This is a genomic window from Pseudomonas flavocrustae (assembly GCF_029872515.1).
Taxonomy (GTDB): domain Bacteria; phylum Pseudomonadota; class Gammaproteobacteria; order Pseudomonadales; family Pseudomonadaceae; genus Chryseomonas; species Chryseomonas aestiva.
In genome coordinates, this window is record NZ_JAPDIQ010000004.1 from 308,458 (window position 1) to 332,493 (window position 24,036).

Consider the following 24,036-nt stretch of genomic DNA (forward strand, 5'->3'; position numbering starts at 1 on the left):
ATGAGCGAACGGCTGCAGGACATCGAGCTGAGGTTGCTGCTGGAAGGCATCTTCCTGAGATACAGCCACGACTTCCGCAATTACTCCAAGGCCTCGCTCAAGCGGCGGGTGCTGCAGGCGCTGACGCGCTTCGACTGCCCGAGCATCTCTATGCTGCAGGAGCGGGTCCTGCGTGATCCGGCGCTGTTCGCCGAGCTGCTGCAATTCATCACCATCCCGGTGAGCGAGATGTTTCGCGATCCGGGCTACTTCCTCGCCCTGCGCCAGCAGGTGGTGCCGGTCTTGCGTACCTATCCCTCGCTCAAGGTGTGGATCGCCGGCTGCAGCACCGGCGAGGAAGTCTTCTCCATGGCCATCCTGTTCCAGGAGGAAGGGCTGCTCGACCGTACGCTCTTCTATGCCACCGACATCAATCCGCGCTCCATGGAAAAGGCCCGCCAGGGCATCTTTCCGCTGGAGCGGATGCGCGCCTACACCGCCAGCTACCAGAAGGCCGGCGGCACCCGAGCGTTTTCCGACTATTACACCGCGGCCTACGACGGCGCCCTGTTCGACAAGTCGCTGATCGCCAACGTGACCTTCGCCGACCACAGCCTGGCCACCGACAGCGTCTTTTCCGAGACGCAGCTGGTGTCCTGCCGCAACGTGCTCATCTACTTCAACAAGAATCTGCAGAATCGGGCGCTCGGCCTGTTTCACGAGTCCCTGAGCCACCGCGGCTTTCTCGGCCTGGGCAGCAAGGAGTCGCTGGACTTCTCCGCCTACGCCAGCCACTTCGAGCCGGTGGTGAAGCAGGAACGGCTGTTCCGCAGGCTCTAGCATGTTCCCGCCCCTGAAGCCGTTGCGCCTCATCGTCATCGGAGCCTCTGCCGGCGGGCTGCAGGTGCTGCTGCGCCTGCTTTCGACCCTGCCGGCCAGTTTTCGCCTGCCGCTGGCGGTGGTGCTCCATCTGCCGGACGATCGCAATTCGCGCCTGGCCGAGCTGTTTCAGCAGCGACTGGCCTTGCGGGTACGCGAAGCCGAGGACAAGGACGCTATACTGCCGGGCAGCCTGTATTTCGCGCCGCCGGGCTATCACCTGCTGGTGGAGGACGACTTCACCCTGTCGCTGTCACGCGACGAGCCGGTGCAGTTTTCCCGGCCGTCCATCGATGTCTTGTTCGAAAGCGCGGCCGATGCCCTGGGCGAGCAGGTCTGCGGCATCCTGCTCACCGGCGCCAACCAAGACGGCGCCAGCGGCCTGCACGCCCTGGCTCAGAATGGAGCGGTCACCGTCGTCCAGTCGCCGCAGTCGGCCGAGGTACCGACCATGCCCGAGGCGGCGCTGAAGAGATTCCACCCGGATTTCGTGCTGGATGTGCCGGGCATCCATCTATTGCTCATCGAGCTGGAACGCGACCATGGCTGAAGTACCCGTCGAACAGGCGAAGCTCCTGCTCGTAGACGACCTGCCGGAAAATCTCCTGGCACTGGAAGCCCTGCTGCGCAGCGAGGCGCTGGAGATCTTCCAGGCCAGCTCCGCCGAGGCCGCGCTGGAGCTCCTGCTGATGCACGAATTCGCCCTGGCGATCCTCGATGTGCAGATGCCGGGCATGAACGGCTTCGAACTGGCGGAGATGATGCGCGGCCTGGAAAAGACCCGGCACATCCCCATCGTCTTCGTCAGCGCCGCCGGCCGCGACCTCAACTACGCCTTCAAGGGCTACGAGAGCGGTGCGGTGGACTTCCTGCACAAGCCCCTCGATGTCCATGCGGTCAAGAGCAAGACCCGGGTCTTCGTCGACCTCTACTGGCACCGCAAGCGCTTGGCCGAGCAATTGGTGGCCCTGGAGCAGAGTCGCCAGGAGCAGGAGATCCTGCTCGCCGAATTGCGCCAGACCCAGGTCGAGCTGCAGCAGGCGGTGCGCACCCGTGACGACTTCATGTCCATGGTCTCCCACGAACTCAAGACGCCGCTCAACACCCTGATGCTCGAAGCCCAGCTGCGCCGCATGTACCTGGACAAGGGCAAGCTGGAGGCCTTCACCCCCGACAAGCTGGCCGGCATGGCCGAGCGCGACGAGCGGCAGATCCAGCGCCTGGTGCACCTGATCGACGACATGCTCGACATCTCGCGGATCCGCACCGGCAAGTTGTCCATCCGCCCCTCGCAATGCGATCTCGCCGCCCTGGTCAACACCGTGGTCGACAGCTTCGCCTCGCAATTCGCCGCCGCCGGTTGCCCGGTTGAGCTGCACGCGGAAGGCCCGGCGCCCGGCTACTGGGATGAATTCCGCATCGAGCAGGTGATCACCAACCTGCTGACCAACGCCATGAGATACGGCGCCGGGCGTCCGGTGGAGATTTCCCTGCGCAGCGATGGTGCCGACGTGGAGTTGAGCGTCAAGGACCATGGCATCGGCATCCCGGTGGAGCACCAGGCGCTGATCTTCCGCCAGTTCGAGCGCGCCAGCGGCACCGAGAACATCGCCGGCCTGGGCCTGGGCCTCTATATCGCCGACCAGATCGTCAAGGCGCACCATGGCAGCCTGCACGTGGAAAGCATCGCCGGGCAGGGCGCGACCTTCCGCCTGCGGCTGCCCTGCCTGCCGACCTAGGCAGCATTGACAGGACCCCAGGCGCCCGCGAGAATCGCGAAAAGAGGTGGGATGTCGTACCTCTTGCCAAATAACTCCATAAGAAGGCGCCCGCTCATGTCCGAAGTCTCCTCGTCACCTTTCCACCGTCTGTTGCTGACCGGCGCTGCCGGCGGCCTGGGCAAGGAGCTGCGCCAGCGGCTCAAGCCCCATGCCGAGATCCTGCGGCTGTCCGACATCGCGCCGATGGATGCGGCCCAGGGACCAGCGGAAGAGGTGGTGACCTGCGACCTGGCGGACAAGGCTGGCGTCCATGACCTGGTGGAAGGCGTCGATGCCATCCTGCATTTCGGCGGCATCTCCACCGAGCACGCCTTCGAGCCCATCCTCGAAGCCAATATCCGCGGCACCTTCAATCTCTATGAGGCCGCGCGGCGCCATGGGGTGAGGCGCATCGTCTTCGCCAGCTCCAACCATGTCATCGGCTTCTATCGCCAGGACCAGCGCATCGACGCCAACGTGCCCCAGCGTCCGGACAGCTACTACGGCCTGTCCAAGGCCTTCGGCGAAGACCTGGCGACCTTCTATTTCGATCGCTATGGCATCGAGACGGTGAGCATCCGCATCGGCTCCTCCTTCCCCGAGGCGCAGAATCGCCGCATGCTCGCCACCTGGCTGAGCTACGAAGACCTGACCGATCTCATCCTGCGCAGCCTGACCACCCCCGACGTCGGCCACACCATAGTCTATGGCGCCTCCGACAACCGCGACAGCTGGTGGGACAACCGCCTGGCCGCGCACCTGGGCTTCCAGCCCAAGGACAACTCCGAGCAATTCCGCGCCAAGGTCGAGGCCCAGCCCATGCCGGCGGCCGACGATCCGTCGATGGTCTACCAGGGTGGTGCCTTCGTCGCCACCGGTCCCTTCGACGACTGAGGAGGGCCGCCATGACTGCCGAATTGCTCGTCGATGCCCGCAACGCCACAGGGGAGTGCCCGGTCTGGCACGTTGCCGAACAGGCGCTCTACTGGGTCGATATCCCGGCCAAACGGCTGCATCGCTGGACCCCGACAGATGTGCTGGACAGCTGGAGCGCGCAGGAAATGCTCGCCTGCATCGCCGCCCGTGCAGGCGGCGGCTGGCTCGCCGGCCTGGAAAGCGGCCTCTTCGCCCTACAGGCCGAAGTTTCCGGCCAACTCAGCGGCGAGCGCCTGATCGCTCTCGACCATGCCCAGCCGGCGATGCGATGCAACGACGGTCGCTGCGATCGCCAGGGCCGCTTCCTGGTGGGCACCATGGTGCAGGACATGGCGCAGGGCGCCCCGGCTGGGCGCCTCTACAGCCATACGGCCGGCGACGGCGCCCGGCTGCTATTGGACGACCTCATCGTGCCCAACGGCCTGGCCCTGAGCCCCGATGGTCGCACCCTCTACCTGTCCGACTCCCATCCCAGCCGCCAGCTGATCTGGGCGTTCGACTACGATCCCGACTCGGGCACACCCAGCAACCAGCGGCTGTTCGTCGACATGAACGCCCATCCCGGCCGGCCCGACGGCGCCGCGGTGGATGTCGACGGCTGCTACTGGATCTGCGGCAACGATGCCGGCCTGATACATCGCTTCACGCCCGACGGCCGCCTCGATCGCTCCCTGGCCGTGCCCGTCAGGAAGCCGGCCATGTGCGCCTTTGGCGGACGCAACCTGGACACCCTGTTCGTGACCTCCATCCGTCCGGGTGGCGATCTGAGCGATCAGCCGCTGGCGGGTGGTCTGTTCGCCTTGGACCCCGGCGTGCAGGGGTTGCCGGAGCCTGCCTTCGCCGGCTGAAGCGGTCCCGGTTTAAGACACGGCAGGACTTTCGGACTGCGGCGTCCTGAGCGGTGCATGGCAACCTTGGGAAATCGGTTGTCATGCTTTTGTCATGAACATCGGCAAGGCTCACGCCCAGGCGGCTTATAATCAGATCTTATCCGCCGTAAACCGCCGCCATGACCTCTTCAACCGCAAGCCGCCCCACTGCCCGTTACTACGGCCTGGAATGGCTGAGATTCCTCATGGCGCTGTACATGGTCGTCTACCACCTGGGCGGGCTCTACAGCGATCTGCCGGATGCCTTCCGCCGCCTGGCCGGCATGGGCTTCTTCGCCACCAGCACCTTCTTCCTGCTCTCCGGTTTCCTGCTGGCCCACGTCAGCCTGGATCGCCAGGGCGCGCTCAAGGGCAGTTCCCGTGGCTTCGTCCTGCGGCGGCTGTGCAACCTCTATCCCATCCACCTGCTGACCCTGCTGGTCGCGCTAGGGCTGTCCTACTGGCTGTCCCAGGATTCCTGGCTGGAACACGGGGTGCCGGTCTACTACAACCAGCACCCCTATCTGCAGCTGGAGGAGGGCAGCACGCTGGACGAGATGCTGCCGCTGTCCTGGCTGGCCGCCACTACCCACGTGCTCCTGCAACTGCTCCTGCTGCAATCCTGGGAACCGCGCTTTCTCTGGCTCAACGGCGCCGCCTGGTCGATCTCGGCGCTGCTGTTCTTCTACCTGCTGTTCCCGTTGCTCGGCCCGCGACTGATGCGCCTGCGTCGCTGGGCGCTGGCTGCCGCCGTGCTCTGGGGGCTTTATCTGCTCGGCCCGCTGGTGGCCACCTGGGCCCAGGCCTTCGATACCGTCACCGTGGGCGTCATCCACCGCAATCCGCTGATCCGCCTGCCGGAATTCCTGCTCGGCATCCTGCTCTATCGCGCCGTGCAAGAGCCCTGGGTGGCCGAGACGACCCAGCGCCTGCGCGTGCCGCTGCTGCTGTTCGGTCTGACCGGCCTGTGGCTGGGCGCCCTGCTGCTGGAAGGCGATGGCCGCCGCTGGTTCTACCTGGTCCACAATGGCCTGCTGACGCCCTTCCAGGCCGCGGTGCTGCTGGCCTGCGCCACCTTCGGCGAACCCGGCCGCGCCGGCGTGCGCCGCCTGGCCCAGCGCCTCGGCGAGGCCTCGCTGTGCATCTTCGCCGTCCACACCCCGCTGATCGGCGTGCTCGAACCCTGGACCCGCACCCTGCTGGGCTGGATGCACTTGGCCGGCGACAGCCTCGAAGACCTGGCCGAAGACGTTGGCGAGGTGCTGGCGCTGCCTATCCCTATTCCCGGCTGGATGCTGCCGCTGCACCTGGTGCTCATCGTCCTGCTCGGCCTGGCCATGCAGCGCTGGGTGGCCGGTCCGCTGCGCCGCTGGCTGCAGGCGCGGCTGCCCAGGCTTTAACTTACATAAGTCGGGCGCTTATTAAGGTTTGATCCGGTATCCTTTAATAAGGCTGCTGCTTATTAAGGGATAATGCGATGCGAAGGCAGGATCTAAGCCCCGAGCGTCAAGCGTGTCTGGTCCGCTGCCCAGACTATCCCCATTGCCACGCGCTAGTGCCGCCACCTGCGCCACGTCGGTTGCCCAGCGGGGCCAAACTGGACCGCGCCTTGCAGGACGCCAAAGAGGCTCTGGGCATGCTCAAGATGTCCAGCCAACTGCTGCCCAACCACGACCTGATCACCCGTACCCTGGCACGGCGGGAAGCGGTACACAGCTCGCAGATCGAGGGTACCCGCACGCAGCTTCCTGAACTGTTCGAGTATGAAGTGACGGGTGGCGAGGGCTTGCCCGCCGATGCGGGCATTACCCAGCGCTACGTGCAGGCATTGGAATTCGGCCTTGCCAGCTATCGTCAACAGGGCAGCCGAGCGGCCTTGGATGAACGTCTGGTCAAGCAGCTGCACGCAGAACTGATGCGGGACGCTGTGGAGGTCTATCGACCGGGTGAATACCGTCTCATGCAAGTCTGGATCGGTCAGGGCAGACGGATCGAGGACGCTACCTTCGTACCGCCACCACCTGAATACCTGGCGGAATGCATGTCTGCCTTCGTGCGGGATTTGCTGCAGTACACGCCCGTTGAGGAGGAGCAGGGCGAACTGTCCATCGTTGCACAACTGGCCCTGGCGCATGCCCAGTTCGAGACCATCCATCCCTTTGTCGATGGCAACGGGCGTGTTGGTCGTCTCCTGTTACCGCTGATGCTGGCTGCCGAGGGTTATCCACCGCTTTACATCTCCGGCTTCCTGCTACGCAATCGGCGGGATTACTACGATACCCTGTCGGCAACCCAGCTCCGCGGTGACTGGGCGCCTTGGTGCACCTTCCTGGCGGAGGCCGTTACCCAGGCCTGCCGTTCCGCCATAGCCATCGCCCAGGATATGACAGCGCTGGAGCAGCGCTGGCAAAGACAACTCGAAGTGCTTGGGTTACGCCGTGACGCCGCGGCCCTCAAGCTGCCCCGTCTGTTGCTTGCTCAGCCGGTCGTCACCGTGCGCCAGGTGGAGCAAGAGCTTGGTATTTCCTTTCCAACGGCCAACAAGGCGCTGGATGTGTTGGTCAGGTGCGGCATCCTCAGCGAGCCGGCGCAGCGTCGCCATCGGGTCTACCATGCGCGCGAATTGCTCGACCGGTTGAGCCAGGACTAACACCTTAAGAAGGCCTTAAGCCAGCCCGGCTAGCCTCGCCGCAGGAATCCGCAGCGGAGCTGAGCCTTGTCCAGCGAATACGAAGTCCACGGCCCCCACGACCACGAGGTGGAACACGTTACCCACGGCGCCCATCGCCGCGACAGCCTCACCGGCCGCATCGCCGTCACCACCGCCATCCTGGCGACGCTAGGCGCCCTCTGCGCCTACCAGGGCGGCAACGCCGAGAGCCTGGCGCTCTACTACAAGAACGAAGAAGCCATCGCCAAGACCGAAGCCGCCAACCAGTGGGGCTACTACCAGGCCAAGGGCGAAAAGCAGAATCTTGCCGACCTGGGCGCTGCCCTCGCGACCAACCCCGACACCGCCCAGCGCTTCACCCAGGACAGCCAGCGCTATGCCCAGCAAAAAGCCGAGATCCGCACCAAGGCCGAAGCCTTGGAGGAAAAGGTCATGGCCAACGAAGCCCTGAGCGAAACCCAACTTCACCGCCACCACCGCTGGGCCCAGGCCACCATGCTGATGCAGGTCGCCATCTCCCTGGCCGCCATCACCCTGCTGACGCGGAGGCGCTGGCTGCAGGCCGCGGTCTATGGGGTGGCAGGGGGAGGAGTGGTGGTTGGGATACTGGCGCTTTTGCACGTCTGAGTGCCAAAAGCGTGAAGAGCGATTTGCAGACACAAAAAAGCCGCGCAACGCGCGGCTCCTGAAAGATGGTGGGCCCACACGGACTTGAACCGTGGACCAAAGGATTATGAGTCCTCTGCTCTAACCAACTGAGCTATAGGCCCTATAGCGCGGTGGAGTATACCGAGGGTGGCGGGGATCGCCAAACCCTTGTCGGGCATAAAAAAACCGGAGCCTGGGCTCCGGTTTTCTAGTGCAGCGGCTACGTCTTACTCGTCGAGGAAGGAGCGCAGGTGCTCGCTGCGGGACGGGTGGCGCAGCTTGCGCAGGGCCTTGGCTTCGATCTGGCGGATACGCTCGCGGGTGACGTCGAACTGCTTGCCCACTTCCTCGAGGGTGTGGTCGGTGTTCATGTCGATGCCGAAACGCATGCGCAGGACCTTAGCTTCACGGGCGGTGAGACCGGAGAGCACGTCGCGGGTGGCTTCCTTGAGGCTTTCGCTGGTAGCCACTTCGATCGGGGACTGCATGGAGCTGTCCTCGATGAAATCGCCCAGGTGCGAATCCTCGTCGTCGCCGATGGGCGTCTCCATGGAGATCGGCTCCTTGGCGATCTTGAGCACCTTGCGGATCTTGTCCTCGGGCATCTCCATGCGCTCGCCCAGCTCTTCCGGGGTCGGCTCACGCCCCATCTCCTGCAGCATCTGGCGGGAGATCCGGTTCAGCTTGTTGATCGTCTCGATCATGTGCACCGGAATCCGGATGGTGCGCGCCTGGTCGGCGATGGAGCGGGTGATGGCCTGGCGAATCCACCAGGTGGCATAAGTGGAGAACTTGTAGCCACGGCGGTATTCGAACTTGTCCACCGCCTTCATCAGGCCGATGTTGCCTTCCTGGATCAGATCGAGGAATTGCAGACCACGGTTGGTGTACTTCTTGGCGATGGAGATCACCAGGCGCAGGTTCGCCTCGACCATTTCCTTCTTGGCGCGGCGGGCCTTGGCCTCGCCGATGGACATGGCGCGGTTGATGTCCTTGATCTGCGAGACTTTCAGCTCGTAGTCACGCTCCAGCTCGGCCAGCTGGGCCTGCTTGGCCTTGATGTCGGCCTGGAAGCGCTCGAGACCTTCGGCGTACTTGGGCTTGCCCTTGAGCAGGCCGGCGGTCCATTCGGTGTTGGTCTCGTTGCCGGGGAAGTGGCGCAGGAAATCGGCACGCGGCATGCGCGCATCGCGCACTGCGAGCTGCATGATGGCGCGCTCGAGGCCACGTACCCGCTCCAGGGATTCGCGCACGCGGATCACCAGGGCTTCGTACTGCTTGGGCACCAGCTTGATCGGCGAGAACAGCAGGGCCAGGGCGACGAATTCTTCCACAGCGTGGTCGTTGTCGCGGCCGTGCTTCTTCAGCACCTTCTTGGTCTTTTCCAGCTGCTCGGCGACTGCGCCGAAGCGCAGGCGAGCCTCTTCCGGATCCGGACCGCCGTCGCCTTCTTCCTCGTCGGCGTCGTCGCTCTCTTCCTCGTCGTCCTTCTCGTCGTCCACGGCCTTGGCATCGGTGGCCTTGTTCGGGACGGGCAGGACCTCGCTCTCGTTCGGCAGGCTGCCGTCGTCGGGATCGATGTAGCCGGCGAGGACGTCGGACAGGCGACCGCCTTCGGTGGTGACTCGAGTGTATTCGCTGAGGATGTAGTCGACGGTGCCCGGGAACTGGGCGATGGCGCCCATGACTTCGCGGATGCCTTCCTCGATGCGCTTGGCGATCTCGATCTCGCCTTCGCGGGTCAGCAGTTCCACGGTACCCATTTCACGCATGTACATGCGCACCGGGTCGGTGGTGCGGCCGACATCGCTTTCCACTGCGGCCAGGGCGGCGGCGGCTTCTTCGGCGGCGGCTTCGTCGGTATCGGTTTCCGCCAGCAGCAGGGCATCAGCGTCCGGCGCGGTCTCGAATACGTTGATCCCCATGTCATTGATCATGCGGATGATGTCTTCCACCTGTTCCGGATCTGAAATATCCTCCGGTAGGTGGTCATTGACCTCCGCGTAAGTCAGGTAACCCTGCTCACGACCGCGGGCGATCAATTCTTTCAGACGGGATTGCTGTTGCGCTTTTCCGGACATAGGTACCCTTCCACTGAAGGCTTAGGCGGGCAAAAATAGCTGAACATTATAGCCGGTTAGACGGTGGTCGTGCCAGTTAGGTCACGGACCCCGCCGGACGGCTGAGGAGTTCGCGTAGGCGGTCCTTGTCTTCGGAGCTCAGTTCGCTCTGTCGCGCCTTGCGTAGGAGTTGCTCCAGCGAGCGATCACGCTGGCTGGCGGCTAACCTCGTTATGGTGTCGAAAAACTGTTGTTCAAGGTTGTCGCCGGCAATCAGCCACTCTTTTTCCGCCAGGGCGCGCAGCAGTCGGCCCTGTTCGGTGCCGTGCCAGCGGGCGATGAGCGCCAGGGTGCTCTGCCCCGGCTTCTTCTGCAGCGCCTCGACCAGGGCGACCAGCAGCTGGGCGTACTGATCGCTTTCCTCGGCCAGGTCGCGGGCGTCCTGCACCGCCTGGGCCAGCGTCGGGTGATGCAGCAGGCTGCGTAGCGCGGCCAGCACCGGGGTCTCCACCTTGACCGGTGGCTGGCGCGGGATGCGCTCGCCGCCGCCCTTGCCGTTGAAATCCTTTTTCCAGCCCTTGCCGTCGCGCCCGCCCTTTCCCTCGCGGCGTGGCGTCCACTGCTGCTGCGCCGGCGCTTCCTCGGCATGGGCGTAGGCGTAGTCGCCATAGTCCATGGGTGGCGCATCCTGCGCCGGTGCGGACGGTGCCAGCTGGCTCAGGGCGTCGTTGCCGAGACCGGTGAGTTCGCTCAGGCGCTGGCGCATCAGCAGGCGCAGGTTGTTGCCGGGAATCTTCTCGATCAGCGGCGCCGCCAGGGTGGCCAGGTGCGCCTTGCCTTCCAGGGTGGCCGGGTCCGCTTCGATCATCAGTTGCTGGAAGAAATACTCGGCCAGGGGCTGGGCCTGCTGGACGAAGCGCGCCTGGAAGGCATCCGCCCCCTCGGCGCGCACCAGGGTGTCGGGGTCCTCGCCTTCGGGCAGGAACAGGAAGCGCACCCGGAAGCCGTCCTTGAGCACTGGCAGGGCCGATTCCAGGGCGCGCCAGGCGGCGCTGCGGCCGGCCTGGTCGCCGTCGAAGCAGAACAGGATGCTCGGCACGATGCGGAACAGCCGCTTGATGTGCTCTTCGCTGGTGGCGGTGCCCAGGGTGGCCACGGCATTGCGGATGCCCTGCTGGGCCAGGGCGATGACGTCCATGTAGCCTTCCACGACGAGGATCTCGTCCAGGTCGCGGTTGTGCTTGCGTGCCTCGAACAGGCCGTAGAGTTCCTGGCCCTTGTGGAACACCGGGGTTTCCGGCGAGTTGAGGTACTTGGGCTTGTCGTCGCCCAGCACCCGACCACCAAAGGCGATCACCCGGCCACGGCTGTCGCGGATCGGGAAGATCACCCGGTCGCGAAAACGATCGTAGCGCTTGCCGCTCTCGGCGTTCTCCACCAGCAGGCCGGCGTCGAGCATGGCCTTCTGCTGCAGGTCGTCGCCACCCAGGTGCTTGCCCAGGTTGTCCCAGCCCGGCGGGGCGAAGCCCAGGCCGAAGTCCCGGGCGATCTCGCCGGTGAGGCCGCGCTTCTTCAGGTAGTCCACCGCCGCCTGGCGCTTGGGATGGTTGCGCAGCGCCAGGCGATAGAATTCGGCGGCCGCGGCCAGCAGCGGATAGAGCGGCGAGTCGGTGGGCTGCCGCGGCTTGCGCCGCCCGCCGCTCTCTTCGCGTGGCACGTCCACGCCGGCCTTCTTGGCCAGTTCCTCGACCGCCTCGGGAAATTCGAGGTTGTCGTGGTCCATGATGAAGCCCAGGGCGTTGCCGCCGGCGCCGCAGCCGAAGCAGTAGTAGAACTGCTTGTCGGGGCTGACGCTGAAGGAGGGTGTCTTCTCGTTATGGAAGGGGCAACAGGCCATCCAGTTCTTGCCGGCCTTCTTGAGCTTCACCCGTGCGCCCACCACCTCGACGATGTCGGTGCGGTTGAGCAGGTCGTCGATGAAGCCTTGCGGGATGAGTCCGGCCATGGTCAGCGTCTGGATAGAGGAGCGAAGAGCGGAGGATGAAGCGAGGAGGGCAGTCTAGTGCGGTGCCTCAGAAGTTATCTACACAATTTTGGCGGCGCTTTTTCGTCCTGGAAGGCGTTGCTACTCCGCGCCATAGCCCTGCTATGACTCGTCGCAGCGCCTTGCCCAGGCCAAAAAATCACTCGCCAAATCTTGCGCGAACTTCTGAGGCACCGCACTGCGCCAGAGAACGCCAGGGCGAAGCGGGAAGGCCAGAAACAGACAACCCGACCAGAGGTCGGGTTGTTTGATGACGCCAGAGAAGCGCTATAACTCAGTACAGACGCTCGCGACGGCGCTGCTCGCGCTGTACTTTCTTGGCGTGGCGCTTGACCGCGGCGGCAGCTTTACGCTTGCGCTCGGCGGTGGGCTTTTCGTAGAACTCGCGGCTACGAACTTCGGCCAGTACACCGGCCTTCTCGCAGGAACGCTTGAAACGACGCAGCGCTACGTCGAAGGGTTCGTTTTCTTTGACTTTGACGTTGGGCATCCAGGTCGTACCTTCAAATTTACCGAGGTTTAATCCAACGCTAGCGGCAAAAGGGCACGGGAAGCGTCGGTTTTTAAGGGTTGCGGATAGTAACGCTTCAACTGCCCCGCTGCCAACCCCCGGCGGACGAAAAGCGCTGGCCGGTGCTGGAAGCGGCGCTTATCATGCGCAGCCTGACATTCTATACCCTCGAAGGCTTATCTCCATGCGTGTTCTGGGACTGGAAACGTCCTGCGATGAAACCGGCGTCGCCCTCTACGACAGCGAGCGCGGCCTGCTGGCCGATGCGCTGTTCAGCCAGATCGATCTGCATCGCGTCTACGGTGGCGTGGTACCGGAGCTGGCCTCGCGCGATCACGTCAAGCGCATGCTGCCGCTGATCCGCGAAGTGCTGGAAGAAGCGGGCAGCCGTCCCGCCGATGTGGACGCCATCGCCTATACCGCCGGCCCCGGCCTGGTCGGCGCCCTGCTGGTGGGTGCGGCCTGCGCCCAGGCGCTGGCGCTGGCCTGGGGCGTGCCTGCCCTGGGCGTCCACCATATGGAAGGTCATCTGCTGGCGCCCATGCTCGAAGAGCAGCCGCCGCAATTCCCCTTCGTCGCCCTGCTGGTGTCCGGTGGCCATACCCAGCTGGTGCGGGTCGATGGCATCGGCCGCTACAGCGTGCTGGGCGAATCCCTGGACGATGCCGCCGGCGAGGCCTTCGACAAGACCGCCAAGCTGCTGGGCCTGAGCTATCCCGGTGGACCGGAGATCGCCCGTCTGGCCGAGCGTGGCGTCGTGGGGCGGTTCGTCTTTCCGCGGCCCATGACCGATCGGCCTGGTCTGGACTTCAGCTTCAGCGGCCTCAAGACCTTTACCCTCACCACCTGGCAGCGCTGCCGGGCGGCCGGTGACGACAGCGAGCAGACCCGGTGCGACATCGCCCTGGCCTTCCAGACGGCGGTGGTCGAGACCCTGGCGATCAAGTGCAAGCGCGCGCTGAAGCAGACCGGGCTCAAGTCGCTGGTGATCGCCGGTGGCGTCAGTGCCAACCGGGCGCTGCGGCAGAACCTGGAGCAGATGCTCGGCGAGCTGGGCGGCCAGGTCTTCTATGCGCGGCCGCGCTTCTGCACCGACAACGGCGCCATGATCGCCTACGCCGGTTGCCAGCGCCTGCTGGCCGGCCAGCAGGAGGGTCCGGCCATCGTCGTCAAGGCACGCTGGCCCATGGAGCAGCTGGCGGCGCTCTGAGACGGGCGGAGGGCGTCGCCGGATAATCCCCGGGCGGCGCCAGGGTCAAAAATGACGCTCGGTGCCCTGGCGCAGGGCGCGCAGATTGTGTCGGTGGCGAATCAGGATGAGCAGGGCGAGCAGCAGCATGGGCGCCAGCAGATCCGCACGTTGCCAGGCGAACAGCGGCAGGATGCCGAGCACGGCGACCAGCGATGCCAGGGAGGCGATCCTCAGGCTGGCGAACACCGCAGCCCAGAGCACCAGCCCCAGCAGGGCCGCCGGCGGATAGAGGCCGAGTAGCAGCCCGGCCGCCGTGGCGACGCCCTTGCCACCGCGGAAATGGAAGTACAGCGGATAGAGATGGCCGACCACGGCGGCCAGCCCGATCCAGGCCTGCTGCAGGGGTGACAGTCCCAGCTGCTGGGCGATGAGCACGGGAATCAGACTTTTGCTCAGGTCTCCGGCCAGGGTCAGCAGCGCCAGTTTGCGCCCGGCCAGGCGCAGCATGTTGCTGGCACCGGGATTGCCGGAGCCGTCGTGACGCGGGTCGCGGGTGCCGAACAGGCGACTGAGCAGCACGGCGAAGGACAGCGAGCCCAGCAGATAGGCCAGCAGGAGCAGCAGCCAGAACATGGTAGGGTTCCGCGCCAGGAGAAGGCTCGATTCTACCGACAGCCCGCCGCCCGACGATAGGCCGGCGGCGACGATCACACAGAGCACGGCAAAGGTGCGAGGCAAAGGCAGTGGACAAGGTTTTCATCGAGGGACTCGAGGTCGACACCGTGATAGGGGTGTATGACTGGGAGCGTGACATCCGCCAGTGCCTGCGCATCGATCTCACCATGGGCTGGGATATCCGCACGGCGGCGGCGAACGACGAACTCGAACACACCCTGAACTATGCGGCGGTGGCCGAGCGCATCACCGCCTTCGCCCACGAGACCACCTTCGAGCTGGTGGAGACCTTTGCCGAGCGTCTGGCTGCCCTGTTGCAGGCGGAATTCAAGCTGCCCTGGCTGCGCCTGCGCATCACCAAGCCCGGCGCGGTGCCGACCGCCCGCGGCGTGGGCGTGGAGATCGAGCGGGGGCAGGCGTGACCCGGGTCTATCTGGGGCTGGGCAGCAATATCCAGCGCGAGCAGCATCTGGGCATGGCCCTGGACGAGCTCGCGACGCTGCTGACCGCCATGCAGTGCTCGCCGGTGTTCGAGAGCGAAGCGGTGGGTATCCGCAGTGCGCCCTTCTTCAATCTGGTGGTGGCGGGTGACACGGCGCTCGACCCGGCGGCCCTGAGTCAGAGACTCAAGGCCATCGAAACCCGCAGCGGTCGCTATGCGCCGGATCGCCAGGGCCTGCCGCTGGACATTGACATCCTGCTGCATGGCGACCTGGCCGGCGAGTTCGCCGGCCAGACCCTGCCGCGCGCCGAGATCCTGCGCAACGCCTTCGTGCTCTGGCCGCTGGCCCTGCTGGCCGGCGAGCGGCGGCATCCGGACAACGGCCGCCGGCTCGATGAGCTGTGGCAAGAAATGCGCGGCCAGACTACCCAGGTGCTGCGGCCGGTGGCTTTCAGCTGGAAGGGGCTGGAGTTGACGCCCGACGCCTTGCTGAGCGCCGATCGGGTATAGCGCAGCGGTCGTTGGGCTTCGCTGTGCTCAACCCAACCTACGAGGACTGCCGTAGGTTGGGTTGAGACAGCCCCATCGTCGAAGCCCAACGGTGCTCCGTGGTTGGGGTGTTGGGCTTCGCTGTGCTCAACCCAACCTACGAAAGCTGGGCCAGGGCGTCGATGCGGGCCTGTTTGAGCGCCTCGCCCAGAGCCGCGCCCTTGAAGCCCTGGGCGACCAGGGGTTGGACCTCGACTCCACGCAACACCTCGGCCGCTTGACGCAGCAAGGCCAGCGGTGGCTCGCCTTCTTCGGTCCTGACTGCCGCCGCACAGGCACAGGCCTGGAGGAATTCCTCGAAGCGCGCCGGGCGGCGCAGCACATCGAAACCCTGCAGCAGCTCGAACCAGGCCTCCGGCGTCAGCTGCCGGGCCCGCAGGGCCGTGGGCCAATGACGTGCCAGCAGCAATGCCAGCTCGGCGGGATCACGCGGGACCTTGAGGCGGGCGTTGATGGCCGCGTGCTTCTCTTCCGGTACGTCCAGCAACAGGCAGGCCCAGCGTACGCTCAGCGAGGCCTGGACCTCGGCGCTTTGGCGCAGGGTGGCAGAGACCCGGGCGCCCGGCTCGGGCTGCTCGCCAGCGAACCCGGCAGCCACCTCCGGCAACAGCGCAGTCAGGGCGCCGCAATCGTGCAGCACCCGGATGAAGACATCGGGCCGCTCTTCGAGCAGGGCGCGCGAAATTTCCTTCCACAACCGCTCGGCGGTCAGGGCATCCAGCTCGCCGCTGGCGACCATCTCCTGCATCAGCAGCAGCGTTTCGGGCGCCACCTGGAAACCCAGGCTGCAATAGCGGGCGGCGAAACGGGCGACGCGCAGCACGCGCAATGGATCTTCGGCGAAGGCAGGCGAGACGTGACGCAACAGGCGCGCCTGAAGATCCGCGCGCCCGCCATAGGGGTCGATGACCTGGCCATCGTCGTCTTCGGCCATGGCATTGACGGTCAGGTCGCGGCGGATCAGATCCTGTTCCAGGGTGACGTCAGGTGCGGCGTGGAAGGTGAAGCCACCATAGCCGCGCCCGCTCTTGCGTTCGGTGCGGGCGAGGGCGTATTCCTCGCCGGTCCGGGGATGCAGGAACACCGGGAAATCGGCGCCCACGGGACGATAACCCTGGGCGGCGAGGGCTTCGGCAGTGGCGCCCACCACGACCCAGTCGACTTCGGTCACCGGTCGGCCGAGCAGGCGATCGCGCACGGCGCCGCCCACCTTGTAGATTTGCATAGAAAAAGACCTCCTTGCGGAGGTCTAGGATAGCCCGAAAGCCTGACTCGGCTCAGATCGGCGAAGCCAGATCCAGACGCCGGTCATGGTCGCGGCTCTCGTGGCGGGGCGGAACCTGGAAGCTATGGGTGACATCTTCGCCCCTCATGCTTTCCAGGCGGATGTCGAACCCCCAGAGCCGGTGCAGGTGCTTGAGCACCTCGTCCGTGGAGTTGCCCAGCGGCTTGCGGTCATGCTGGAAGTGGCGAAGGGTGAGCGAGCGATCGCCACGCCGGTCCACGTTCCAGATCTGCACATTGGGCTCGCGATTGCCCAGGTTGTACTGGGCGGCGAGTTGCTCGCGGATCAGACGATAGCCGCCGTCGTCGTGGATGGCCGCCACCTCCAGTTCGTCGCGCTGGTCGTCATCGAGGATGCTGAACAGCTTGAGGTCGCGGATCACCTTGGGCGAGAGGTACTGCAGGATGAAGCTTTCGTCCTTGAAGCTCTTCATGGCGAAGGTGACGGTTGCCAGCCAGTCGCTGCCGGCGATGTCGGGGAACCAGCGGCGGTCTTCCTCCGTGGGGTCCTCGCAGATGCGCCGGATGTCGCGGAACATGGCGAACCCCAGGGTGTAGGGGTTGATGCCACTGTAGTAGGGACTGTCGAAGCCCGGCTGGTAGATCACCCCTGCGTGGGATTGCAGGAATTCGAACATGAAGCCTTCGGTGACCAGGCCCTCGTCGTAGAGATCGTTGAGCAGGGTGTAGTGCCAGAAGGTGGCCCAGCCTTCGTTCATCACCTGGGTCTGGCGCTGGGGATAGAAGTACTGGGCGATCTTGCGCACGATGCGGATCACCTCGCGCTGCCAGGGCTCCAGCAGCGGCGCGTGCTTTTCCACGAAATAGAGGATGTTTTCCTGGGGTTCGCTGGGGAAGCGCGCCCCTTCGTCATGCGACTCCTTGCCGGCCATCTTGGGAATGGTCCGCCAGAGGTCGTTGACCTGCCGCTGCAACTGCTCTTCGCGCTCCTTCTGCCGCTGGCGTTCTTCGGCGGCGGAGATGGGGTAGGGCCGCTTGTAGCGATCCACCCCGTAGTTCATCAGCGCATGGCAGGAATCCAGCAGTTCTTCCACGGCATCGATGCCATGGCGTTCCTCGCACTGGGTGATGTACTGCTTGGCGAACACCAGGTAGTCGATGATGGAGCTGGCGTCGGTCCAGGTGCGGAACAGGTAGTTGCCCTTGAAGAAGCTGTTGTGACCATAACAGGCATGGGCGATCACCAGCGCCTGCATGGTCATGGTGTTCTCTTCCATGAGGTAGGCGATGCAGGGATCGGAATTGATCACGATCTCGTAGGCCAGGCCCATCTGGCCGCGGCTGTAGTGCTTCTCGGTGTGCAGAAAGTGCTTGCCGTAGGACCAGTGGTTGTAGCCGATGGGCATGCCGACGGAGGCATAGGCATCCATCATCTGCTCGGCGGTGATCACCTCGATCTGGTTGGGGTAGGTGTCCAGCGCATAGCGCTTGGCGATCCGGGCGATCTCCCGGTCGTAGGTCTGGATCAGCTCGAAGGTCCATTCCGAGCCGGTGGAGATGGGCTCACGTTTCATGACACGAGTCTCCGCTGGAACAGTTCGCGGAACACGGGATAGATATCCCCCGCCGAGACGATCTGCTGCTGCGAGAAGGAATCCGGGAAGGCGCCGCGAACGTTCTCGTATTCGTACCACAGCGCCTGGTGCTCGCGCGGGGTGATCTCCACATAGGTGTAGTACTGCATGAACGGCAGGATCTGCTTGGTCAGGATCTCCCGGCAGATGGGCGAGTCGTCGTTCCAGTTGTCGCCGTCGGAGGCCTGGGCGGCATAGAGATTCCACTCGTTGACCGGATAGCGCTCGGCCATGACCTCCTGCATCAGCTTGAGGGCGCTGGAGACGATGGTGCCGCCGGTTTCCCGGGAGTAGAAGAATTCCTCCTCATCCACTTCCTTGGCGCTGGTGTGGTGCCGGATGAACACCACCTCAATGCGTTCGTAGTTCCGCTTGAGAAACAGGTAGAGCAGGATGTAGAAGCGCTTGGCGATGTCCTTGGTGGCCTGGGTCATGGAGCCGGAGACGTCCATCAGGCAGAACATCACCGCTTTGGAGCTGGGGCTGGGCTGCTTGGACAGCAGGTTGTACTTGAGGTCGAAGGTGTCGAGGAAAGGCACCTTGTCGATGCGCGCGCGCAGCCGCTCGATCTCGGCCTCCAGCGCCTGGATGTCGCCCAGGTTGTCGGGTTCCTCCACCCGCAGCCGCGCCAGCTCCGCCCTGGCTTCGCGCAGCTTGTTGCGACTGCCGCCGGAGAGGGCGATGCGCCGCGCATGGGAGGCGCGCAGGGTGCGGATGATGTTGATGCGTGCAGGATTGCCCTCGTTGCTGATGCCCGCGCGGACCGTCTTGAAGGTGTCGGTGCCGGTCAGCTGCTTCTTGACCAGATTGGGCAGTTCAAGGTCCTCGAACATGAAGTCGAGGAATTCATCCTGGGTGATCTGGAAGGCGAATTCGTCCATGCCTTCGCCACTGTTGCTGGCCTTGCCCTGGCCCTGACCGCCGCCGCCGCCCTGGGGGCGCGGGATGCGTTCGCCGCTGACGAATTCCTTGTTGCCCGGGTGGACGATGGTCTGGCGGCCGCCCTTGCCCTGATAGAGGGCGGGTTCGTCGATATCGCGGGCAGGAATGCTGATCTGCTCGCCGTGTTCCATGTCGGTGATGGAGCGCCGGCTCACGGCTTCCTCGACCGCCTTCTTGATGTGCTCACGATAACGCCGCAGGAAACGCGTGCGGTTCACCGTGCTTTTGTTCTTGCCGTTTAGACGCCGGTCGATGACATAGCTCATACAGGCCCTCCGGGCTATTGCAGGACACCACGACGACGCGGCTGGCGCGTCGTCGCGGGCTCAGCCTCAGGCTGCCTTACTGCGACTTGCGTACCCGTGAATACCACTCGGACAACAGTCGTACCTGCTTCTCGGTGTACCCGCGCTCTACCATGCGGGTCACGAAGTCGCTGTGCTTCTGCTGGTCTTCCTTGCTGGCCTTGGCATTGAAGCTGATGACCGGCAGGAGCTCCTCGGTGTTGGAGAACATCTTCTTCTCGATCACCGCGCGCAGCTTCTCGTAGGACAACCAGCTCGGATTCTTGCCGTTATTGTTGGCACGGGCGCGCAACACGAAGTTGACGATTTCGTTGCGGAAATCCTTCGGATTGCTGATGCCGGCCGGTTTCTCGATCTTCTCCAATTCCTCGTTGAGCGAGGCGCGGTTGAGGATCTCGCCGGTTTCCGGATCGCGGTATTCCTGATCCTGGATCCAGAAGTCCGCGTAGAGCACGTAGCGGTCGAAGATGTTCTGGCCGTATTCGCTGTAGGACTCGAGGTAGGCGGTCTGGATCTCCTTGCCGATGAATTCCACGTAGCGCGGCGCCAGGTATTCCTTGATGAATCTCATGTAGCGCTCGCGGGTCTCGGCCGGGAACTGCTCGGCTTCGATCTGCTGCTCCAGCACATAGAGCAGGTGCACCGGGTTGGCCGCGATCTCGTTGGCGTCGAAGTTGAACACCCGCGAGAGGATCTTGAAGGCGAAGCGCGTGGAGAGCCCGTTCATGCCCTCGTCGACGCCGGCGCTGTCGCGGTATTCCTGGATCGACTTGGCCTTGGGATCGGTGTCCTTGAGGTTTTCGCCGTCGTAGACGCGCATCTTCGAATAGATGTTGGAATTTTCCGGTTCCTTGAGGCGCGAGAGCACCGAGAACTGGGCCAGCATCTTCAGGGTGTCCGGCGCGCAATGGGCGTTGGCCAGGGAGCTGTTGACCAGCAGCTTGTCGTAGATGTGGATCTCGTCGGAGACGCGCAGGCAGTAGGGCACCTTGACGATGTAGATCCGGTCGATGAAGGCTTCGTTGTTCTTGTTGTTGCGGAAGGTGTGCCACTCGGATTCGTTGGAGTGGGCCAGGATGATGCCGCTGTAGGGCAGCGCGCCGAGGCCCTCGGTGCTGTTGTAGTTGCCTTCCTGGGTCGCGGTCAGCAGGGGGTGAAGGACCTTGATCGGGGCCTTGAACATCTCCACGAATTCCATCAGGCCCTGGTTGGCGCGGCACAGGGCGCCGGAGTAGCTGTAGGCATCCGCATCGTTCTGCGGGTATTCCTCCAGCTTGCGAATGTCCACCTTGCCCACCAGGGCGGAGATGTCCTGGTTGTTCTCGTCGCCCGGCTCGGTCTTGGCGATGGCGATCTGGTTGAGGATGGAGGGGTAGAGCTTGACCACCCGGAACTTGCTGATGTCGCCGCCAAATTCCTGCAGCCGCTTGGCGGCCCAGGGCGACATGATGCTGCGCAGGTAGTGGCGGGGAATGCCGTAGTCCTCTTCGAGGATCTGGCCGTCCTCGTCGGGATTGAACAGCCCCAGGGGCGATTCGAACACCGGCGAGCCCTTGATGGCGTAAAAGGGGACCTTCTCGATCAGGTGCTTGAGTTTTTCCGCGAGGGACGATTTGCCGCCACCTACCGGGCCGAGCAGATAGAGGATCTGCTTCTTCTCTTCCAGGCCCTGCGCCGCGTGGCGGAAATAGGACACGATCTGCTCGATGCAGTCTTCCATGCCATGGAAGTCGGCAAAGGCAGGGTAGCGGCGGATGACCTTGTTGGAAAAGATGCGGGACAGGCGTGAGTCGCTGGTGGTGTCCACCAGTTCGGGTTCGCCGATGGCCATGAGCATGCGCTCGGCGGCACTGGCAAAGGCGGTACGATCCTTCTTGCAGATCTCAAGGTATTCCTGAAGGGAATACTCTTCCTGGCGAGTCGCTTCAAAACGCCCCTGGAAGTGACTGAAAATGCTCATGACGTCTCCTCGCTGGATACCCTGGACCAGCTTGGAATCGATGCCTGGAGCCTTGCCTTGCTGCCGGTGGGGAGCGGTCATGCCGGGCGACGAAAGATAACGTCCCTAATACCTTCGTTGTCGTCTTGCCTAATCGATCCGCCTGCAGAAGTAGGGTTGGGTTTCGAGAGACGCACGAAGGAGACCGATGGAGACGGTCCCCCTGAAATTCCCCCGAATCTCCAGTGGTTACACCGATGGTCCAAAGCCGGTTATCGAACCCGCCGTTTCCGGAGGGCCTGATTCCAGAATAGTCCTATCTGCGAGATGTGGAAGAGCCAATTCGGTTTATTCTTGTAACCACAGCGTCAAGCCATTGTGTTAAACGGCCTCGCCACTTTCGGTCTGCTCGGGATAGCGGGTGCGCCAGTTTTCGAAGCCGCCGTCGACGCTGTAGACCTGGCTGAAGCCCTGGCCGGCCAGAAAGGCCGCCGCGCTCTGACTGGAGTGACCGTGGTAGCAGAACACCAGCAGCGGCGCGTCGAGATCGGCGGCCGCGATGAAGTCGTGGATGTTCTGGTTGTCGAGACGCTGGGCGCCAGCGACGTGCAGGGTGGCGTAGCTGTGCGGGTCACGGATGTCGACGATCCGCGCGCCCTCGCTGCGCAGTTCCAGCGCCCGTTCCGGGGAGATACAGGTGAATTCGCTCATTTCTTCTCCTTGCAACTGCAGAGATGACGGCGGTTGCCGTCGACGTCGAGCAGGGTCATGTCGCCGCCCCAGACACAGCCGCTGTCGAGCGCCTCGACATTGGGCGCCGCGCAACGACCCTTGAGCGCGGCCCAGTGGCCGAACAGGATGCGCACGTCGCGGGTCAGCCGGTGATCGTGGCTGAACCAGGGGGCGAAACCGGCCGGCGCGCTGTCCAGGCCTTCCTTGCTCTTGAATTCCAGACGACCTTCCGGGCTGCAGAATCTCATGCGCGTCAGGTAGTTGGTGATCAGGCGCAGGCGCTCCTGGCCTTGCAGCTCATCTTGCCAGAGCGCCGGCTCGTTGCCATACATCTGCTCGAGAAAGGGCACATGGGCCTGGTCATCGCGCAATACGGCTTCCACTTCGCCGGCCAGGCTCAGGGCCTGGGCCAGCGTCCATTGCGGCGGCAGACCGGCGTGGACCAGCACGCAGTTGCGCCCGGCATCGTGCTGCATCAGCGGCAGGTGGCGCAGCCAATGCAGCAACTCGTCGCGGTCGGGGGCGGCGAGGATGTCGCTCAGGGTGTCCTGCTTCTTCAGCCTGGCGCCGCCAAGGGCCACCGCCAGCAGGTGCAGGTCGTGATTGCCCAGGACGCTGACCAGCGAATCGCGCATCCCGTACAGGTATCTCAGGGTTTCCAGAGACTGAGTTCCGCGATTGACCAGATCACCCACCAGCCAGAGGCGGTCCTGCGCGGGATCGAAGCGGACCTCGTCGAGGAGGCATTTGAGCGGGTCGAGGCAACCTTGCAGGTCGCCAACGGCGTACAGCGTCATCGGGACTCCTAGTGCAGCGAGCCGGGTACGGCCAGGCGGAAGGTGGGGATGGTGGCCTCGAAGGTATGGCCATCGCTGGCGACCATCTGGTAGCTGCCCCTCATGCTGCCCACCTGGGTCGGCATCAGGGTGCCGCTGGAATAGCTGTGGGTTTCGCCCGGCGCGATCAGCGGCTGCTCGCCCACCACGCCCGGGCCGCGCACTTCCTGCGCCTCGCCATTGCCGTCGGTGATGATCCAGTGGCGGCTGAGCAGCTGCGCCGGCAGCTGGCCGTCATTGCGGATGCTCACGTCGTAGGCGAAGGCGTAGCGCTCCTGGCTGGCGCTGGATTGTTCGGGCAGGTAGCGGGTGGTGACCTGCACGGTGATGAGGTAGCGCGGATCGGGCTCGGTCACAAGAGGATTCTCGGCAGATACGGATGGAGGGGCTTCAGCTGGACGCCAGCTGGTTGGCCAGGCGTACATAAGCGGCCAGGTCCAGCTGTTCGGGGCGCAGCCCCGGGTCGACATCGGCGGCTTCGATGGCGGCGCTGTCCAAGGTGCCCTTGAGGGTGTTCCTGAGGGTCTTGCGCCGCTGGCCGAAGGCCTCGCGGACGACGCGCTCTAGCAGGACCGGATCGCGCGCCACGTGGGGGCGCTCGGTGTGGGGCACCAGGCGCACGATGGCCGAATCCACCTTGGGCGGCGGATTGAAGGCGCCCGGACCGACATTGAAAAGGTGTTCCACGCGGCAGTGGTACTGCACCATGATCGACAGCCGACCCCAGTCGCCGTTGCCGGGCACCGCGGCCAGGCGTTCCACCACTTCCTTCTGCAGCATGAAGTGCATGTCGGCGATGATGTCGGCGAAGCTGAGCAGGTGGAAGATCAGCGGTGTGGAGATGTTGTAGGGCAGGTTGCCCACCACCCGCAGCCGATCGCCGGCGGCGATGCTGGAGAGGTCGTACTTCATGGCGTCACCCTGGTGCAGGGTGAACAGCGGATTGAGGCCGAACTTGAGTCGGAGCAGGGGAATCAGGTCCTGGTCCAGCTCGATGACGTCGAGCCGGGCGCCACTGCCGAGCAGGCCTTCGGTGAGGGCGCCCTGGCCCGGGCCGATTTCCAGCAGGCGTTCGCCGGGTCGACCGTGGATGGCGCGCAGGATGCGATGGATCACTCCGGCGTCGTGCAGGAAGTTCTGGCCGAACCTCTTGCGGGCGCGGTGTTGGTAGAGCTCGGTCATCAGGTG

23 protein-coding genes and 1 tRNA gene are annotated in these 24,036 nt (G+C 64.4%); 11 read left to right on the plus strand and 13 right to left on the minus strand.

The window, feature by feature from the left end; genetic code table 11:
• From OMP44_RS11990 to OMP44_RS12025, 8 genes are all read left to right on the plus strand, one after another.
• Entirely contained in the window at positions 1 to 819 is an 819-nt protein-coding gene (locus OMP44_RS11990) for a CheR family methyltransferase (protein ID WP_133861965.1), read from the plus strand.
• A 1-nt stretch (position 820) separates the two neighbouring features.
• Positions 821 to 1,408, plus strand: a complete 588-nt coding sequence (locus OMP44_RS11995) for a chemotaxis protein CheB (RefSeq protein ID WP_187980521.1) — start codon at positions 821 to 823, stop codon at positions 1,406 to 1,408.
• Complete coding sequence (locus OMP44_RS12000; RefSeq protein ID WP_133861963.1) at positions 1,401 to 2,597, plus strand: hybrid sensor histidine kinase/response regulator; 1,197 nt, start codon at positions 1,401 to 1,403, stop codon at positions 2,595 to 2,597. The genes OMP44_RS11995 and OMP44_RS12000 overlap by 8 nt, the downstream gene beginning before the upstream one ends.
• 96 nt (positions 2,598 to 2,693) lie before the next feature.
• The gene (locus OMP44_RS12005; protein ID WP_273862380.1) at positions 2,694 to 3,512 is read left to right on the plus strand and encodes an NAD-dependent epimerase/dehydratase family protein; all 819 of its coding nucleotides are present in this window, start codon (positions 2,694 to 2,696) and stop codon (positions 3,510 to 3,512) included.
• 11 nt (positions 3,513 to 3,523) lie between these two features.
• Positions 3,524 to 4,402, plus strand: coding sequence for an SMP-30/gluconolactonase/LRE family protein (locus OMP44_RS12010; RefSeq protein WP_280308368.1), 879 nt, complete (start codon positions 3,524 to 3,526; stop codon positions 4,400 to 4,402).
• A 161-nt stretch (positions 4,403 to 4,563) separates the two neighbouring features.
• Positions 4,564 to 5,823 (plus strand): acyltransferase family protein, encoded by a 1,260-nt coding sequence (locus OMP44_RS12015; protein WP_280308370.1) that lies wholly within the window; start codon positions 4,564 to 4,566, stop codon positions 5,821 to 5,823.
• Between the two features lie 209 nt (positions 5,824 to 6,032).
• A complete protein-coding gene (locus OMP44_RS12020) occupies positions 6,033 to 7,073 on the plus strand; it encodes a Fic family protein (protein WP_280308372.1) in 1,041 nt (346 codons plus the stop codon).
• 66 nt (positions 7,074 to 7,139) lie between these two features.
• Positions 7,140 to 7,721, plus strand: coding sequence for a DUF4337 domain-containing protein (locus tag OMP44_RS12025; RefSeq protein ID WP_187980516.1), 582 nt, complete (start codon positions 7,140 to 7,142; stop codon positions 7,719 to 7,721).
• Between the two features lie 66 nt (positions 7,722 to 7,787).
• Here OMP44_RS12025 and OMP44_RS12030 read toward each other — a convergent pair.
• The 4 genes from OMP44_RS12030 to rpsU form a co-directional block, all read right to left on the minus strand.
• Positions 7,788 to 7,864, minus strand: a tRNA-Ile gene (locus tag OMP44_RS12030).
• Positions 7,865 to 7,969: 105 nt separating this feature from the next.
• Positions 7,970 to 9,823, minus strand: coding sequence for an RNA polymerase sigma factor RpoD (gene rpoD, locus OMP44_RS12035; RefSeq protein ID WP_187980515.1), 1,854 nt, complete (start codon positions 9,821 to 9,823; stop codon positions 7,970 to 7,972).
• A 76-nt stretch (positions 9,824 to 9,899) separates the two neighbouring features.
• Positions 9,900 to 11,807, minus strand: a complete 1,908-nt coding sequence (gene dnaG, locus OMP44_RS12040; protein ID WP_187980514.1) for a DNA primase — start codon at positions 11,805 to 11,807, stop codon at positions 9,900 to 9,902.
• A 313-nt stretch (positions 11,808 to 12,120) separates the two neighbouring features.
• The gene (gene rpsU / locus OMP44_RS12045; RefSeq protein ID WP_007159750.1) at positions 12,121 to 12,336 is read right to left on the minus strand and encodes a 30S ribosomal protein S21; all 216 of its coding nucleotides are present in this window, start codon (positions 12,334 to 12,336) and stop codon (positions 12,121 to 12,123) included.
• Positions 12,337 to 12,541: 205 nt separating this feature from the next.
• Between rpsU and tsaD the strand changes: the two genes are divergently transcribed.
• The gene (gene tsaD, locus OMP44_RS12050; protein WP_187980513.1) at positions 12,542 to 13,567 is read left to right on the plus strand and encodes a tRNA (adenosine(37)-N6)-threonylcarbamoyltransferase complex transferase subunit TsaD; all 1,026 of its coding nucleotides are present in this window, start codon (positions 12,542 to 12,544) and stop codon (positions 13,565 to 13,567) included.
• A 45-nt stretch (positions 13,568 to 13,612) separates the two neighbouring features.
• Here the strand turns inward: tsaD and plsY are convergent, their stop codons facing one another.
• Positions 13,613 to 14,182 carry a glycerol-3-phosphate 1-O-acyltransferase PlsY gene (gene plsY, locus OMP44_RS12055; RefSeq protein WP_187980512.1) on the minus strand — a complete coding sequence of 190 codons (570 nt, stop codon included), beginning with the start codon at positions 14,180 to 14,182 and terminating at the stop codon, positions 13,613 to 13,615.
• Positions 14,183 to 14,292: 110 nt separating this feature from the next.
• Here plsY and folB point away from each other — a divergent pair, with 110 nt between their 5' ends.
• Together folB and folK are read left to right on the plus strand one after the other, a co-directional pair.
• Positions 14,293 to 14,646, plus strand: a complete 354-nt coding sequence (folB, locus tag OMP44_RS12060; RefSeq protein ID WP_187980511.1) for a dihydroneopterin aldolase — start codon at positions 14,293 to 14,295, stop codon at positions 14,644 to 14,646.
• Positions 14,643 to 15,176: a 2-amino-4-hydroxy-6-hydroxymethyldihydropteridine diphosphokinase gene (gene folK, locus OMP44_RS12065; RefSeq protein ID WP_187980510.1), complete on the plus strand. Its 534-nt coding sequence runs from the start codon at positions 14,643 to 14,645 to the stop codon at positions 15,174 to 15,176. Before folB ends, folK begins: the two co-directional genes overlap by 4 nt.
• 136 nt (positions 15,177 to 15,312) lie before the next feature.
• Here folK and OMP44_RS12070 read toward each other — a convergent pair whose 3' ends face one another.
• From OMP44_RS12070 to rsmA, 8 genes are all read right to left on the minus strand, one after another.
• Entirely contained in the window at positions 15,313 to 16,440 is a 1,128-nt protein-coding gene (locus OMP44_RS12070) for a multifunctional CCA addition/repair protein (RefSeq protein WP_280308385.1), read from the minus strand.
• 52 nt (positions 16,441 to 16,492) lie between these two features.
• Positions 16,493 to 18,034: a SpoVR family protein gene (locus OMP44_RS12075; RefSeq protein ID WP_133861952.1), complete on the minus strand. Its 1,542-nt coding sequence runs from the start codon at positions 18,032 to 18,034 to the stop codon at positions 16,493 to 16,495.
• Positions 18,031 to 19,302, minus strand: a complete 1,272-nt coding sequence (locus tag OMP44_RS12080) for a YeaH/YhbH family protein (protein ID WP_273862371.1) — start codon at positions 19,300 to 19,302, stop codon at positions 18,031 to 18,033. Before OMP44_RS12080 ends, OMP44_RS12075 begins: the two co-directional genes overlap by 4 nt.
• Before the next feature lie 76 nt (positions 19,303 to 19,378).
• Positions 19,379 to 21,301 (minus strand): PrkA family serine protein kinase, encoded by a 1,923-nt coding sequence (locus tag OMP44_RS12085; RefSeq protein WP_133861950.1) that lies wholly within the window; start codon positions 21,299 to 21,301, stop codon positions 19,379 to 19,381.
• A gap of 360 nt (positions 21,302 to 21,661) precedes the next feature.
• A complete protein-coding gene (gene glpE / locus OMP44_RS12090) occupies positions 21,662 to 21,991 on the minus strand; it encodes a thiosulfate sulfurtransferase GlpE (protein WP_133861949.1) in 330 nt (109 codons plus the stop codon).
• A complete protein-coding gene (locus OMP44_RS12095; RefSeq protein WP_280308393.1) occupies positions 21,988 to 22,809 on the minus strand; it encodes a symmetrical bis(5'-nucleosyl)-tetraphosphatase in 822 nt (273 codons plus the stop codon). Before OMP44_RS12095 ends, glpE begins: the two co-directional genes overlap by 4 nt.
• A gap of 8 nt (positions 22,810 to 22,817) precedes the next feature.
• On the minus strand, positions 22,818 to 23,204 hold the full coding sequence (gene apaG / locus OMP44_RS12100) for a Co2+/Mg2+ efflux protein ApaG (RefSeq protein ID WP_280308395.1): 387 nt from the start codon (positions 23,202 to 23,204) through the stop codon (positions 22,818 to 22,820).
• Between the two features lie 34 nt (positions 23,205 to 23,238).
• Positions 23,239 to 24,030 (minus strand): 16S rRNA (adenine(1518)-N(6)/adenine(1519)-N(6))-dimethyltransferase RsmA, encoded by a 792-nt coding sequence (gene rsmA, locus OMP44_RS12105; RefSeq protein ID WP_017640354.1) that lies wholly within the window; start codon positions 24,028 to 24,030, stop codon positions 23,239 to 23,241.
• Positions 24,031 to 24,036: the final 6 nt, after the last annotated feature.

Bases quoted from the DNA above. Each gene is read 5' to 3' on its own strand.
- OMP44_RS12000 (WP_133861963.1), top strand. From the start codon at position 1,401: ATGGCTGAAGTACCCGTCGAACAGGCGAAGCTCCTGCTCGTAGACGAC.
- OMP44_RS12075 (WP_133861952.1), bottom strand. From the start codon at position 18,034: ATGAAACGTGAGCCCATCTCCACCGGCTCGGAATGGACCTTCGAGCTG.
- tsaD (WP_187980513.1), top strand. From the start codon at position 12,542: ATGCGTGTTCTGGGACTGGAAACGTCCTGCGATGAAACCGGCGTCGCC.
- OMP44_RS11990 (WP_133861965.1), top strand. From the start codon at position 1: ATGAGCGAACGGCTGCAGGACATCGAGCTGAGGTTGCTGCTGGAAGGC.
- OMP44_RS12005 (WP_273862380.1), top strand. From the start codon at position 2,694: ATGTCCGAAGTCTCCTCGTCACCTTTCCACCGTCTGTTGCTGACCGGC.
- OMP44_RS12080 (WP_273862371.1), bottom strand. From the start codon at position 19,302: ATGAGCTATGTCATCGACCGGCGTCTAAACGGCAAGAACAAAAGCACG.
- rpsU (WP_007159750.1), bottom strand. From the start codon at position 12,336: ATGCCCAACGTCAAAGTCAAAGAAAACGAACCCTTCGACGTAGCGCTG.
- OMP44_RS11995 (WP_187980521.1), top strand. From the start codon at position 821: ATGTTCCCGCCCCTGAAGCCGTTGCGCCTCATCGTCATCGGAGCCTCT.
- OMP44_RS12095 (WP_280308393.1), bottom strand. From the start codon at position 22,809: ATGACGCTGTACGCCGTTGGCGACCTGCAAGGTTGCCTCGACCCGCTC.
- OMP44_RS12070 (WP_280308385.1), bottom strand. From the start codon at position 16,440: ATGCAAATCTACAAGGTGGGCGGCGCCGTGCGCGATCGCCTGCTCGGC.
- OMP44_RS12015 (WP_280308370.1), top strand. From the start codon at position 4,564: ATGACCTCTTCAACCGCAAGCCGCCCCACTGCCCGTTACTACGGCCTG.
- rsmA (WP_017640354.1), bottom strand. From the start codon at position 24,030: ATGACCGAGCTCTACCAACACCGCGCCCGCAAGAGGTTCGGCCAGAAC.
- glpE (WP_133861949.1), bottom strand. From the start codon at position 21,991: ATGAGCGAATTCACCTGTATCTCCCCGGAACGGGCGCTGGAACTGCGC.
- dnaG (WP_187980514.1), bottom strand. From the start codon at position 11,807: ATGGCCGGACTCATCCCGCAAGGCTTCATCGACGACCTGCTCAACCGC.
- OMP44_RS12010 (WP_280308368.1), top strand. From the start codon at position 3,524: ATGACTGCCGAATTGCTCGTCGATGCCCGCAACGCCACAGGGGAGTGC.
- rpoD (WP_187980515.1), bottom strand. From the start codon at position 9,823: ATGTCCGGAAAAGCGCAACAGCAATCCCGTCTGAAAGAATTGATCGCC.
- OMP44_RS12085 (WP_133861950.1), bottom strand. From the start codon at position 21,301: ATGAGCATTTTCAGTCACTTCCAGGGGCGTTTTGAAGCGACTCGCCAG.
- plsY (WP_187980512.1), bottom strand. From the start codon at position 14,182: ATGTTCTGGCTGCTGCTCCTGCTGGCCTATCTGCTGGGCTCGCTGTCC.